At 72.8% G+C, this 13241-nt stretch carries 12 protein-coding genes; 1 reads left to right on the forward strand and 11 read right to left on the reverse strand.

Going from position 1 to position 13241, the window contains the following annotated elements; genetic code table 11:
* Positions 1–61 precede the first annotated feature (61 nt).
* Positions 62–985 (reverse strand): LysR substrate-binding domain-containing protein, encoded by a 924-nt coding sequence (locus tag ABD324_RS00535; protein ID WP_344411484.1) that lies wholly within the window; start codon positions 983–985, stop codon positions 62–64.
* A 254-nt stretch (positions 986–1239) separates the two neighbouring features.
* Between ABD324_RS00535 and ABD324_RS00540 the strand changes: the two genes are divergently transcribed.
* Positions 1240–2106 carry an oxidoreductase gene (locus ABD324_RS00540; protein WP_344411485.1) on the forward strand — a complete coding sequence of 289 codons (867 nt, stop codon included), beginning with the start codon at positions 1240–1242 and terminating at the stop codon, positions 2104–2106.
* 108 nt (positions 2107–2214) lie between these two features.
* Here ABD324_RS00540 and ABD324_RS00545 read toward each other — a convergent pair whose 3' ends face one another.
* The 10 genes from ABD324_RS00545 to ABD324_RS00590 form a co-directional block, all read right to left on the reverse strand.
* Positions 2215–3399: an acetyl-CoA C-acyltransferase gene (locus ABD324_RS00545; RefSeq protein ID WP_344411486.1), complete on the reverse strand. Its 1185-nt coding sequence runs from the start codon at positions 3397–3399 to the stop codon at positions 2215–2217.
* A 25-nt stretch (positions 3400–3424) separates the two neighbouring features.
* Positions 3425–4555 (reverse strand): ABC transporter ATP-binding protein, encoded by a 1131-nt coding sequence (locus tag ABD324_RS00550; RefSeq protein WP_344411487.1) that lies wholly within the window; start codon positions 4553–4555, stop codon positions 3425–3427.
* 17 nt (positions 4556–4572) lie between these two features.
* Positions 4573–6351, reverse strand: coding sequence for an ABC transporter permease (locus ABD324_RS00555; RefSeq protein ID WP_344411488.1), 1779 nt, complete (start codon positions 6349–6351; stop codon positions 4573–4575).
* 117 nt (positions 6352–6468) lie between these two features.
* Positions 6469–7167: a TetR/AcrR family transcriptional regulator gene (locus ABD324_RS00560; protein WP_344411489.1), complete on the reverse strand. Its 699-nt coding sequence runs from the start codon at positions 7165–7167 to the stop codon at positions 6469–6471.
* 51 nt (positions 7168–7218) lie between these two features.
* Positions 7219–8229 (reverse strand): aldo/keto reductase, encoded by a 1011-nt coding sequence (locus tag ABD324_RS00565; protein ID WP_344411490.1) that lies wholly within the window; start codon positions 8227–8229, stop codon positions 7219–7221.
* A gap of 81 nt (positions 8230–8310) precedes the next feature.
* Positions 8311–9060 (reverse strand): SDR family NAD(P)-dependent oxidoreductase, encoded by a 750-nt coding sequence (locus ABD324_RS00570; protein ID WP_344411795.1) that lies wholly within the window; start codon positions 9058–9060, stop codon positions 8311–8313.
* Positions 9061–9113: 53 nt separating this feature from the next.
* Positions 9114–10373 (reverse strand): acyl-CoA dehydrogenase family protein, encoded by a 1260-nt coding sequence (locus ABD324_RS00575; RefSeq protein ID WP_344411491.1) that lies wholly within the window; start codon positions 10371–10373, stop codon positions 9114–9116.
* 22 nt (positions 10374–10395) lie between these two features.
* Entirely contained in the window at positions 10396–11163 is a 768-nt protein-coding gene (locus ABD324_RS00580; RefSeq protein ID WP_344411492.1) for an SDR family NAD(P)-dependent oxidoreductase, read from the reverse strand.
* Positions 11160–12047 (reverse strand): LLM class F420-dependent oxidoreductase, encoded by an 888-nt coding sequence (locus ABD324_RS00585; RefSeq protein WP_344411493.1) that lies wholly within the window; start codon positions 12045–12047, stop codon positions 11160–11162. Before ABD324_RS00585 ends, ABD324_RS00580 begins: the two co-directional genes overlap by 4 nt.
* A complete protein-coding gene (locus ABD324_RS00590; protein ID WP_344411494.1) occupies positions 12044–13240 on the reverse strand; it encodes an aminotransferase-like domain-containing protein in 1197 nt (398 codons plus the stop codon). Before ABD324_RS00590 ends, ABD324_RS00585 begins: the two co-directional genes overlap by 4 nt.
* Between the last annotated feature and the right edge of the window lies 1 nt (position 13241).

Below are 13241 nucleotides of genomic sequence, written 5' to 3' on the forward strand. Positions count from 1 at the left end.
GCCTAGGAACGGGTGTTCGGCCGGGCAAACGACCTTTTCTGCGGGCAGCATTGACCTGAGGTCAACGCCCCTCCGCCGGATCCAGGACCGAGGAGCCGAGCCACTCGCGGAAGATCCGCAGCGACTCCGTCGGCGGACGGCGGGTCGACCAGGCCAGGTAGTAGGTGTGGTCGCCCCGGTCGACCACCTGCGGGAAGGGCGCCACCAGGGTGCCCTCCGCCAGCTCCCTGGCCACCAGTGCACGCTGCGCGATCGCCACGCCGTGGCCCTCGATCGCCGCCTGGTAGGCGAGGAGCGACGTCTCGTAGGTCATGCCCGCCCACGCGTCGACGTCCGCGAGGGGCACCTCAGCCGCCACCTCGCGCAGCCACACGGACCAGTCGTCCGGCCGCGCGAGCGAGTGCAGCAACGTCTCCGTGGCCAGCCGCTCAGCCCACGGGATGCTCGACGCCCCGGCAAGCGCCGGAGCAACGACAGGGCTGAGCTCGTTGGGCATCAGCCGCTCGCAGTGCACACCGGGCCGGCTCCCGCCGCCGAGGGTGATCCCGGCGTCGACGTCGGTGTTCTCGAGGTCCAGCGGCAGCGACGAGGTCGTCAGCCGGACGCTGACCTCAGGGTGTGCGCGGTGGAAGCCGGCGAGCCGCGGGATCAGCCACCGGACGGCGAAGGTGGCGGGGGTGACGATCCGCAGTTGCCCGTCGCGGCGCCGGCCGGACCGCACCGCGGCCGTGGCGTCACGCAGGCCCGCGAAGAGCGGGGTGAGGTCGGCGAGGTAGCGCGCGCCGGCCGGAGTGAGCTCGAGCCCTCCGTGCACTCGTTCGAAGAGGGGCACCCCGAGGAACTTCTCCAACGCCCGGACCTGGCGGCTCACCGCGGCCGGAGTGACGACGAGCTCCTCGGCGGCCCGGCTGACGCTCAGCAGGCGCCCGGTCACCTCGAACACTCGCGCGGGATTGAGCGGGGGGAGCTGTCCGCCCTCGGCCATCTGCACGCTCCCCGCCCCGCCCACACCGCGACCACCGGAGGATATCCGCCGGTCGGCCGGCGGCCGCAGGACCGGATCAGCACCTCGACGGTGCCGGGCTCCCGCCTCCCGGACTGATGGATGGTGCGATCGGCGCCCCGTATCAGGCAGCGACGAGGGCCGCGGCGCCGTCGGGCCCGTCGCCCAACGGGTGCGACCCGTCCTCTTAATTCGACATCGCGTCGATTTTTTTCGGCGGCGTGTAGGCTGGTCGCATGCCCACCACTCCGAAGATCTTCTTCGTCACCGGCGTGAGCTCCGGCTTCGGTCAGGCCTTCGCCACCCGCTTCCTGCAGGAGGGGCACACCGTCGTGGGCACCGTCCGCAACCCGGACGACGTGGCGCCCTTCGCGAAGCTCGCCGACGGCACCCCTGGCACCGCCGCCGCGCGGCGGCTCGATGTCACGGACGACGAGGCGGTGTTCGCCACCGTCGCCGAGGTCGAGCGGACCGTCGGCCCGATCGACGTGGTCATCGCGAACGCGGGCTACGGCCACGAGGGGATCCTCGAGGAGTCCCCGATGTCCGAGCTGCGCCGGCAGTTCGACGTCAACGTCTTCGGTGCCGTCGCCACGCTCAAGGCCGCGTTGCCCTTCATGCGCGAGCGCCGCCACGGGCACCTGATGGGCGTCACCTCGATGGGCGGGCTGATGACCATCCCGGGCCTGGCGTACTACCACGGGAGCAAGTTCGCGCTCGAGGCGATCCTCGAGACGCTCGCCAAGGAGGTCAAGGCCCTCGGGATCGCGGTCACCGCGATCGCGCCGGGATCCTTCCGGACCGACTGGGCGGGCCGCTCGATGGTGCGCACCGAACGGTCCCTCCCGGACTACGACGAGCTCATGAACCCGGTGCGCGCCAACCGCCGGGCCGCCGACGGCAACCAGCTGGGCGACCCCGCGAAGGCGGCGGAGGCCGTCCTGTCGATCGCCGGCGCCCCGGACGCACCGGTCCACCTCGTCCTCGGATCCGACGCCCTGCGGCTCGTCGGATCCGCCCGAACGGAGGTCGACGAGGAGATCGAGCGTTGGGCCGATCTGAGCCGCACCACGGACATCCCCGACGGGGCCCAGATCACCTGAGCCCCGGACCTGCCGTTCCTGCGGCGTGGACCTGCCACGCCCAGGTCCACGCCGTGAGAGCCCGGCCCGCCGGGACGCGTCCGACCGGCGACGGCGAGGTGGTGCCCCTCAGAGCTCGAAGAGCCCCGCCGCGCCCATGCCACCGCCCACACACATCGTCACCACGACGTACCGGGCGCCGCGACGGCGTCCTTCGAGGAGGGCGTGGCCGACCATCCGGGCGCCGCTCATGCCGTAGGGGTGACCGATGGCGATCGCGCCCCCGTTCACGTTGTACCGCTCGGGATCGATGCCGAGCCGGTCCCGGCAGTACAACGCCTGGGAGGCGAAGGCCTCGTTGAGCTCCCAGAGGTCGATGTCGTCGACCGTGAGCCCGTGCCGCTCGAGCAGGCGGGGCACGGCGAACACCGGGCCGATGCCCATCTCGTCCGGCTCGCAGCCCGCGACGGCCGTCCCCCGGTAGGTGCCCAGGACGTCGAGCCCGCGCCGGCCGGCCTCGGCGGCCTCCATCAGGACGAGGGCCGCCGCACCGTCGGAGAGCTGGGAGGCGTTGCCGGCGCTCACGGTGGCGGCGTGGCCCTCCCGGTCCGGCAGCACCGCGCGCAGGCCGGCGAGCCCCTCGAGGGTGGTCGAGGGCCGGTTCCCCTCGTCGAGCCCGAGGGTGAACTCCTGTCGCTCGGGATCCGCCCCCGGCACGGGCCGGGTGCCGGCGAAGGCCGCGATCTCGTCGGAGAACACCCCGCGCTCCTGCGCCGCGGCGGTGCGCCGCTGCGACTCGAGGGCGTACTCGTCCTGGGCCTCCCGCGAGACGCCGTAGCGCTGGGCCACGGTCTCGGCCGTGTCCAGCATCGTCACGTAGAGGTCGTGGCCGTGCTCGACGAGCCACGGATCCTGTGCCCGGTGGGAGTTGTGGTGCTCGTTCTGGACGAGCGAGATCGACTCGACGCCACCGCCCACCGCGACCGCCATGCCGTCGACCACGATCTGCTTGGCCGCGGTCGCGACCGCCATCAGGCCCGAGGCGCACTGCCGGTCGATCGTCATGCCGGCGACCGCGGTCGGGAGCCCGGCGCGCAGGGCCGCCTGCCGGGCGATGTTGAACCCGCTCGCGCCCTCCGGCATCGCGCAGCCGAACACGACGTCCTCGACCTCGGCCCCGTCGACGCCGGCCCGGTCCAGCGCCGCACCCAGGGCGTGGGCCGCGAGCTGCTGGGGCGCGACGTCGGCGAGCGACCCGCGGTAGGCCCGGCCGATCGGGGTGCGGGCCGTCGAGACGATCACTGCGTCACGCATGGTCGTTCCTCTCCTGTGGACGGGTTCAGGCGGATCCGGCGCCCGCGCGGGCACCGACCTCCACCCGTGCGCCGTCGCCGAACCACGATCCGCCGCGCCAGCGCAGCCCGATCCGGACCGGGTCGCCGGGGCCGAACCGGGCCCCGTCGGGCGCCGCCGCGTGGACGTTGAGGGTGGCGGAGCCGGCGGCGACGCTCAGGTCGTAGTGCCGCCCCTCGTAGACCGAGTCCGCGACCTTGCCCTCCAGGACCAGCCCGTCGTACCCGGTGGCCACGTCGGTCAGCAGGTCCACGTCGTGCGGGCGGAACCGGAGCGTCAACGAGTCCGTGTCCGCGTGGGTGGCGACGGGGATCTCCCGGTCGGGCTCGCCCCGCAGGGTCCACCGCCCCGCGCCGGCGGCGTCGAGGACGAGCCGGTTGGACAGTCCCACGAAGTTCGCGGCGTACTCGGTCAGCGGCCGGCCGTAGATCTCCTGCGGGGTGCCGATCTGCTCGATCCGGCCGGCGCGCATGATCGCGAGCCGGTTGCCGAGCGCGAAGGCCTCGCTCTGGTCGTGGGTCACGTAGATGCCGCTGAAACCCACGGTCTGGTGCAGCTCGTGCAGGTCGTGCCGGACCTGGGCGCGCAGCAGGGCGTCGAGGTTGCTCAGCGGCTCGTCGAACAGCATGAACGTCGGCTTGGCGACCAGCCCGCGGGCCAGCGCGACCCGTTGCTGCTGCCCGCCGGACAGCTCGCCCGGGAAGCGCTCCAGGTAGGGCAGGCAGTCGACCAGGCCGGCGGCGTTCTGCACCGCGTCGCCGGCGGCGAGCTCGGCCTTCAGCTTCTGGGCCCGCAGGGGGAACTCCAGGTTGCGCCGCACGGTGAGGTGCGGCCAGAGCGCGTAGTTCTGGAAGACCATCCCGATCCTGCGGCGCTCCGGCGGCAGGTCCACGCCGTCGGCGGGATCGAAGACCGCCTCGCCGGCGAGCCGGATGCGGCCGGCCTGGGCCGACTCGTGCCCGGCGATGCACCGCAGCACGGTGGTCTTCCCGCAGCCACTGGGTCCGAGCAGGACCAGCAGCTCCCCCTCGGCGACGTCGAAGCTGACGTCGTCGACCGCACGGACGACGTCGCCCTTGGCCGAGAACGTCTTCTCGAGCCCACTCACGGTCAGCATCGGGTTCTCCTCCCCGGTCAGAGCTTCTCGAGGGTGCCGGACCCCGCGCGGGAGGCCAGCGTCACGCCCACCGCGGTGATCACGCACATCACGATTCCCATGACCGCGACCTTCGGCGCGGTCCCGGTGGACCAGTAGTCGTAGAGCTGGGTGCCCATCACCTGCGTGCGGACCGAGCGGACGAACACCGACGCCGAGAACTCGTGGCTCAGCAGCACGAACATCAGCGCGGCCGCCCCGGCGATCGAGCTGCGCATCATCGGCACGACGATGCGCAGGTGGGTCAGCAGCACCCCGGCGCCCGACGAGCGGGCCGCGGCCTCGTAGGAGTCACCGAGCGAGAGCCGCGCCGTGAGCTGCAGCCGGACCGAGTACGGGAGCATCAGCGTGACGTAGAGCAGGATGATGATCCACGGCGTCCCGTACAGCTGGAATCCGGGCTGCGAGTAGAAGTAGAGGAACCCGAGCCCGAACACCACGGCCGGGATCCCCAGTGGCAGACCGACGATGAAGTCCACGACGGCGGACACGACCCGCCCGCCGCGCCGCCGGTAGATCACCTCCGCGGCGAGGTACCCCACCGGCAGCGCCAGCAGCACCCCGGCGACCGACGAGAGCAGGCTCGTGCGGATGGCGGTCTGCGCGGCAGGTGTGGCGAGGGTGTCGGTGAAGTTGCGGAAGGTGAAGACCCCGGGGTTGACGTGCCCGGTCCAGAAGGGCGACAACGAGACCACCACGAGCGTGAGGACCGGGACGACCACCATCAGCACCCCGTACAGGGCCAGCCCGGGCAGCGCCCACCGCGAGGCGCGGCTGCCGCCCTGCACACCCTTGCCGACGTCGCTGGCGAAGCGGCGACTGTTGGCCAGCAGCCCGCGCTGGGCCAGCACCAGCGCGGTCCCGAGGATCAGCAGCGGCATGGACAGCGCGGACGCGAGCCCGTACTCGTGCAGGCCGACGTAGTAGTAGACGTCCGTGGTGAGGACGCGGACGTTCTGGTTGCCGCCGAGGATCAGCGGCGCGGTGAACTGGCTCAGCCCGAGCAGCAGGCAGATGGCGCCGCCGTAGGTCAGCGACGGGCGCAGCAGCGGCACCACCACCCGCAGGAACGCCCGGGTCGGCGAGGCCCCGCTCGACCGCGCCGCCTCGACCACCGCGGGCCCCACCCGGGCCAGGCCGGCCCGGATGAACACGAACATGAAGGAGGTCAGGTAGAGCCCGGTGATCGCGACGATCCAGCCGAAGCTGTAGACGTTGAGCGGCCCACCGGTCGCGGCCGTGTAGCCGGAGAAGAACGGGAGGCTGCGCAGCAGGTCGTTCACCAGGCCGGACCGGGGTGCCAGCAGGAACGCGAAGGCGCTGATGCTCGCGATCGGGGGCAGCACGATGGGCAGCAGCGGCAGCACCGCCGCCCAGCGGTGGCGCACGGGCAGGCGCGTCGCCAGCCAGGCGAGCACGGTCCCGAGCACGGCCGCCATGATCACGCTGATCACGGCCAGCAGGAGCGTCGTGACCAGGGTGCGGCCGATCGCCGGTGTCCCGATCGCCCGCGCGAGGTTCGCGCCCCCGTCCTCCAGCGCCAGCAGCACGAGCCGGATGATCGGGAACAGGACGAGGTAGGTGAGCGCGGCCGCCAGCACCACGGTGAGTGCGGTGGTCCGGCGGCGCGAGCGCCGGCTCCGGACCGGGCGCGCCGCAGCGGGCCCGGTCGTCGGCCCGCTGCGCGGCTCGGCTCCCGGCGGGTCGATCCCGTCGTGTCGGACGTCCTCGGTACTGGTCGACCCTGTCCGGTTCACCCCGACCTCCTCGTCGGGTTGGGGCCGGGGCGGCGGGCGGCTCCGGGCCACCACGGTCGCCTCACCCGGCCAGCGGGCGTGTCTCGTCGGTACTACGTCGGACTCCGGGCGTGCGGCTCAGACCGGATCGGCCCAGTCCTCGCGGCCTATCCCCAGCGCGTTGAGCCACAGCCGGGTCAGGGTGCGGACGAGCATCTCCATCTCGTCCGTCGAGGTCCTCAGCACGAACGCCTGGTAGGCGGCCCTGCTGACCATTCCGGAGAGCGAGTGCGCGGCGAGATAGGCATCCAGCTCCGCGTCCGCGACCCCCTTCTCCTGGAAACGTTCGATGGTGCGTGCGTTCCGCTCGCTGAACGCCACCGCGCGCCGGATCCGGATGGCCCGGAATCCCTCGTTGATGGTGGCGAACTCCTCCAGGACCGCCATCAGGGCGGCGTTCTTCCGATACGCCTCCAGGTATCTCCGGTTCGCCGCGAGAATGGAGTCGTAGAGCGTTTCGGCCCGCGAGCCGGAGAGGTCGCGGTGGGGATGCAGCATCTCCTCCTCGACCTCGTCCATCACGGCGAGGAAGATCTCCTCCTTGGACCGGAAATGGGTGTAGAAGGAGCCGATGGCGACCCCCGCGGCCTCCGCGATGTCGGTGATCTTGGCACTCTGGAAACCATCCCTCTCGAAGACGGTCCGAGCCCCGGCGACGAGGCTCGCGCGGGTCCGCCGGGCCCGCGGTGAGCGGCGTTCGGGCGCCTTCCGCTCATCGTCCGAAATCTCGCCCGACACCGTCAGGTGTCCCGCGGCAGCCTTTTCGGACCGGCTCATTCGACAACTCCTGCATTCACTGACGGACTTCAGGTCCGGGCTGGGGGAAATTCAGGCCCGGGCGGGCGTCTCACGATTCACCACGGACATGTCAGGATAACGATCCCCGACCGGCAGCACGGCGCCGAGGGCCGCGAGCTCCCCCGCGTCCAGGGCGAGCCCCCACGCCGCCACGTTGCCCTCGAGATACCGGCGGCGTTTGGTCCCCGGCACCGGCACCACGTCCTCGCCCTGGTGGTGCAGCCAGGCCAGGGCGACCTGCGCGGGAGTGGCTCCGCGGCGGGCGGCGATCTCCACGACCCGGGCGACCCGGTCGAGGTTCGGGCCGAGGTTGTCCTCGCTGAAGCGCGGGTGGGTGGTGCGCCGCCAGTCCGTCTCGCTGAACGTCGTCCCGCTGGTGATCGCGCCGGTGAGCAGCCCGCGGGCCAGCGGGCTGTACGCGACGAGACCGATGCCCAGCTCCCGGCAGGCCGGCAGCACCTGCGCCTCGATGTCCCTGCTGAACAGCGAGTACTCGCTCTGCAGGGCCGAGATCGGGTGCACCGCGTGGGCGCGGCGCAGCGTGTCCGCGGACGCCTCGGAGAGGCCGAGGTAGCGCACCTTCCCGGCGGCCACCAGCTCCCCCATCGCCCCGACCGTCTCCTCGATCGGGACCCGTGCGTCCGCCCGGTGCTGGTAGTAGAGGTCGATGTGGTCCATGCCCAGCCGCCGCAGCGAGGCCTCGCAGGCGGCGCGCACGTACTCGGGCCGGCCGTCGAAGTCGTGCGAGGTGGCCCCGGGCTCGCGGATGGCCCCGAACTTGGTGGCGATGACCACCCGGTCCCGGATCGGTCCGAGAACCCTGCCGAGGAGCTCCTCGTTGTGGCCGTTGCCGTAGATGTCCGCCGTGTCGAAGAACTGGATCCCCAGCTCCACCGCGCGCTGGATGGTGCGGATCCCCTCGTCGACGTCCGGCGGGTCCGTCAGCTCGCTGCCGTAGAACTCGCTGATCGACAGCGTGCCGAGCGCCTGCGGCGAGACGAGCAGGCCCTGACCGCCGAGCGGTCGAAGTGGCAGCTCCATGACCCTGCTCCCTGACGTGGACGGCATCGTCGCTCCCAAACCGTATCTGAGTTCAGATTCACTTTCAAGGGTCGCCGCGGCCTACGTGATGCTCATTCCGCCGTCCACCACGATGCACTGCCCGGTCACGTAGGCCCCGGCGTCGGAGACCAGCCACACGAGCGTCGCGGCGATCTCGTCCGGGTCGCCCGGGCGGCCCAGGAGCATCCGCGGCCGCAGCACATTGTCCACATAGGACGTGTCGTAGGCCTCGGTCATCTCGGTCGCGAAGAACCCCGGCGCGATGGCGTTGACCCGGATCCCCTTGCGCCCGCCCCACTGCTGGGCGAGATCGCGGGTGAGCCCGATCAGCCCCGCCTTGGACGACGTGTACGCGGCCTGCGGGAGCCCCGCCGTGGTCAGCGCGAGCACGCTCGAGATGTTCACGACGCTGCCGCCGCGGCGCATGACCCGCCCGCAGGCCTGGGCCATCCAGTAGGAGCCGTGCAGGTTGACCTCGACCACGCGCGTGAAGTCCTCCGGCGACTCGCGCGTCGCCGGGTTGGCGCTGGCCGCGCCGGCACTGTTGACCAGGACGTCGACCCCCCCGAACTCCTCGACCGCCGCCGCGACGACGGCCTCGCAGTCGGCCGGGTCCCGCACGTCGGCGGGCACCGCGACCGCCCGCCGGCCGGCCTCCTCGACCAGCGTCGCCGTGGCGACGAGGTGCTCGTGGCGCCGGGCGGCCAGCACCAGGTCCGCACCGGCCTCGGCGCACGCCCGGGCGAAGGCCACGCCGAGCCCCGACGACGCACCGGTGACGACCACGACCTTGCCGTCCAGCCGGAACATCTCCTCGACCCGCCGCCGCGGGGCCGGCTCGCCCTCGTCCCCCACCGGGTTCGTCACCGGTCCCGCCCGCGGGCGATCTCGGCGCGGCCCACGACCATGTGGTGCACCTCGTCCGGCCCGTCGGCGATGCGCAGCACCCGCTGCGCGACGTACATGTCGGCCAGCGGGCTCCACTGCGAGACGCCCGTGGCCCCGTGCAGCTGGATGGCGCGGTCGATGATCTCGCACGCCCGCTCGGGCACCATCGCCTTGGCCGCGGACACCCACACCCGGGCCTGGTCGTTCCCGAGCACGTCCATCGCGCGCGCCGCCTTCAGCACGACCATGCGCATGGCCTCGATCTCGATGCGCGTGCGGCTCACCAGCTCGGTGTTCTTGCCGAGCGAGAGCAGCGGGCGCCCGAAGGCCGTCCGCTGCCGGCCCCGCTCGATCATGAGGTCGAGCGCCCGCTCGGCGGCGCCGACCGACCGCATGCAGTGGTGGATGCGCCCGGGGCCCAGCCGGAGCTGGCTGATCTCGAAGCCCCGGCCCTCGCCGAGGAGCATGTTCGTGTCCGGGACCCGCGCGTCGGTGAAGCGGATGTGCATGTGCCCGTGCGGGGCCTCGTCGCGCCCGAACACGTGCATCGGCCCGACGATCTCGACGCCGGGGTGCGGCAGCGGCACGAGGATCTGCGAGTGCTGCTTGTTGCGGGCCGCGTCCGCGTTCGTCCGGACCATCACGATCATGATCCGGCAGCGCGGGTCCCCGGCACCGGAGATGAAGTACTTCTCGCCGTTGATCACCCAGTCGTCGCCGTCGCGGACCGCGGAGCAGGCGATGTTGTGCGCGTCCGAGGAGGCCAGGTCCGGCTCGGTCATCGCGAAGGCCGAGCGGATCCGCCCGTCGAGCAGCGGTTCGAGCCAGTCGCGGCGCTGCTCGGGGGTGCCGACCCGCTCGAGCACCTCCATGTTCCCGGTGTCGGGGGCGTTGCAGTTGAGGCACTCCGGGGCGAGCGGGTTCTTGCCGAGCTCGAAGGCGATGTAGGCGTAGTCCAGGTTGGACAGACCCTGCCCGGTGCGCGCGTCGGGCAGGAAGAAGTTCCACAGGCCGCGGGCCTTCGCCTTGTCCTTCAGGCCGCCGAGCAGCTCCAGCTGCTCCGGCGTGTGGGACCAGCGCTCCTCGCGGCCCTCGCCGAGCGCGTAGTAGGTGGCGGTGACGGGCTCGACCTCGTCCGCGACGTAGGACCGCACCTCCTCGAGCAGCGGGCGCGACCCGGCGGAGATCTCCAGGTCGTTGAGTCCCGCCGCGGAGAGATAGGACTGGGGGTTCATCGGTGCACTCCTCGGTAGGACGTCAGACGATGGCGCCGTACCCGGCCTGGACGACCTGGCCGGTGACGGTGCGGGCAGCGGGCAGACAGAGGAAGCCGACGACCTCGGCGACGTCCTCGGGCTCGGCCGCGTACCCCACGAGGTTCTTGAGCGGCCCGGACCGGACGCGCTCGTCGAGGGCGGCCTTGCCGCCGGAGTTCATCGGTGTGTTGGTGGGTCCGGGCGCCACCGCGTTCACGGTGATGCCGTACCGGCCGACCTCGGCGGCGAAGCTGCGGGCGAGCTGCCCGAGCGCCGCCTTCGTCGTCGAGTAGGCCGGATAGGAGAGCTCGGCGCGGTAGGCCGAGCTGGAGCTCAGGTACACGACCCGGCCGGGCACCCCGGCCCGGATCATGTGCTCCCCCGCCAGCCGGGACAGCACGAAGGCGGAGTGCACGTTGACCCGGTGGACCAGCTCCACCGTCTCCTCGGCCACGTCGAGGACGCCGTGCACACCGCCGATCAGCCCGGCCGAGCACACGAGGACGTCCGGACCGCCCAGCGCGGCCACCGCCGCGTCGAAGGCCCGCGGGATGTCGGCACTGTCGGCGAGGTCGACGCCGACGGCGACGGACTCGTGGCCCGCGCCGCGCAGCTCGGCGGCCCGCTTCTCCGCGCCCTCGACGTCGATGTCGAGCAGCGCGGTCGCGGCACCCTGGCGGGCCAGCACGGCCGCCGTCGCGGCCCCGATGCCCGACGCGCCGCCCGTCACGAAGGCGACCCGGCCGTCGAGCCGGTAGACGCCGCTCATCCCAGCACCTCCCGGACGACCGCGCGGGCCCGGTCGAGCAGGTCCAGGTGCTCGTCGGCGCCGTCGCACACCTCGACGTCCGCGCCGATCATGCGGTTGCGCATGGTCGAGACGACCACGTCGTCGACCTTGCGGTCGCGCCACGGGTCCAGGCTGCGCCGCAGCTGCTCCGCGCCATGGCAGGCGTGCACCTGCAGGAGCACCCGGAACCCGCCCGGGTCGCGGCCGGCCAGCTGTTCCGGCAGCGTCGCGTGCAGGGCCAGGGCCGCCGGGGAGGGTGCGTTGAACAGGAAGCCGTCCCCGGCCCGCACGGCCCGGCTCAGCGCGGCCTCCGATCCCCCGCCGAAGACGAGCGGCACGGGCTCGTCAGGGCGCGGGCTCAGCGCCACCCGCTCGAACCGGTGGAACCGCCCGTCCGCGCTCACGAGGCCATCGGACCACAGCCTGCGCAGGAGCTCGACCTGCTCGTCGAGGCGACGGCCGCGCTCGGCGAAACCGACGCCCAGCGCGTCGTACTCCACGACGTTCCAGCCGATGCCCACCCCGAGGGTGAACCGGCCGCCGCTGAGCAGCGCGACCTCGGCGGCCTGCTTCGCGACCAGGGCCGTCTGCCGTTGCGGCAGGACGAGCACGCCGGTCATCAGCTCGACGGTGCTGGTCAGCGCGGCGAGATGGCCCAGCAGCACGAACGGCTCGCGGAACGGGGTCGTCTCGTCGTAGTCGCGGGTGATGGGCGGCGTGCGGTCGCGGTGCTCGGCCCCCACGACGTGGTCGTAGACGACGACGGCGTCGAAACCGGCCCGCTCGACGGCCACGGCCCAGGACCGCACGGCAGCGGTGTCGGCCCCGATCTCCGTCGTCGGCAGGACCGCGCCGATCCTCATCGCGTCACCCCCACGGCACCCCGCCCGGCGTGCACCACGGAGCGGGCGATCCGGTCGGCACCCTCGGCGAGGGTGCCGAGGCCGACGAACCCGAAGGCCAGCCGCAGGTGGTGGCGGTCCGCCCCGTCCACGGCGAACACGGCGCCCGGGATGAAGCCGACCCCGAGGTCCTGTGCGGCCGCCGCGATCCGCTCGACCGGCGGTTCGGTCTCGAGCCAGAGGAAGAACGACCCCTCCGGGACCCGCCAGGTGGCCGCACCGCCGCAGCCCGCGTCCAGGACCTCCATCAGGACGTCCCGTTTGCGCAGGTAGTGCGCGCTCGCGGCCGCGACCGTCGTGGCGTACTCCCCGGACCCGATCAGCCGGGCCACGGCCTCCTGCACGATCAGGGCCACGCCGAGGTCGGTGCGCATCGCGCCGATCGCCTCGACCACGGACCGGTTCCCGGCGACCCACCCGAGCCGCAGCGCCGGCGCGAGGGTCTTGCTGAACGAGCCGAGGTGGACCACGCGCGGGCTGGTCATCAGCACCGTGGGGAGCGGCGACCGCTCGCCGAAGGCGATCTCGCCGTAGGTGTCGTCCACGAGGACGAGCAGGTCGTGCCGCTCCGCGAGGGCGACCAGGGCGGCGGCCCGCTCCGTGCTCAGGGTCGCCGTGGTGGGGCTCTGGAACGGCGCGATCGTGTAGAGCGCCTTGGCCCGCGCACCGCGGGCGGCGAGCTCGCCCAGGGTGGCCTCGATCGCGGCGACGTCCGGGCCGTCGGCGTCCGTCGGCACACCGACGACCTCGGCGCCGCGGTGCCGGAAGGTCTCCACCGCGGCCGGATAGGTGTACCGCTCGCAGACCACGACGTCCCCCGGATCGAGCACGGCGGCCGCGACGGCGATCAGGGCCCCCGACGCGCCCCCGGTGACGGCGACGTCCTCGCCGATCAGCGCGCTCCCCGACCGGAGGTTGAGCCGGTCCGCGACCGCGGCGCACAGCGCCGGCTGGCCGATCCCGCGGCTGTAGCCGAGGTCGACCCGCGGGTCCCGCAGCACCCGGACGATCTCGCGCTCGAGGGACTCGCGCGGGTAGAGCGCCGGGTCCGGCACGCCGGAGCCGAAGACGATCGATCCCGGCCCGCTGCTCCCGGCGACCGGGGGCGGGCTGATCATCGACGCCGCCGCGCTCAGCAGTGGTGGCTGCTCCATG

This window comes from Pseudonocardia ailaonensis (genome assembly GCF_039531635.1).
GTDB classification, from domain to species: domain Bacteria; phylum Actinomycetota; class Actinomycetes; order Mycobacteriales; family Pseudonocardiaceae; genus Pseudonocardia; species Pseudonocardia ailaonensis.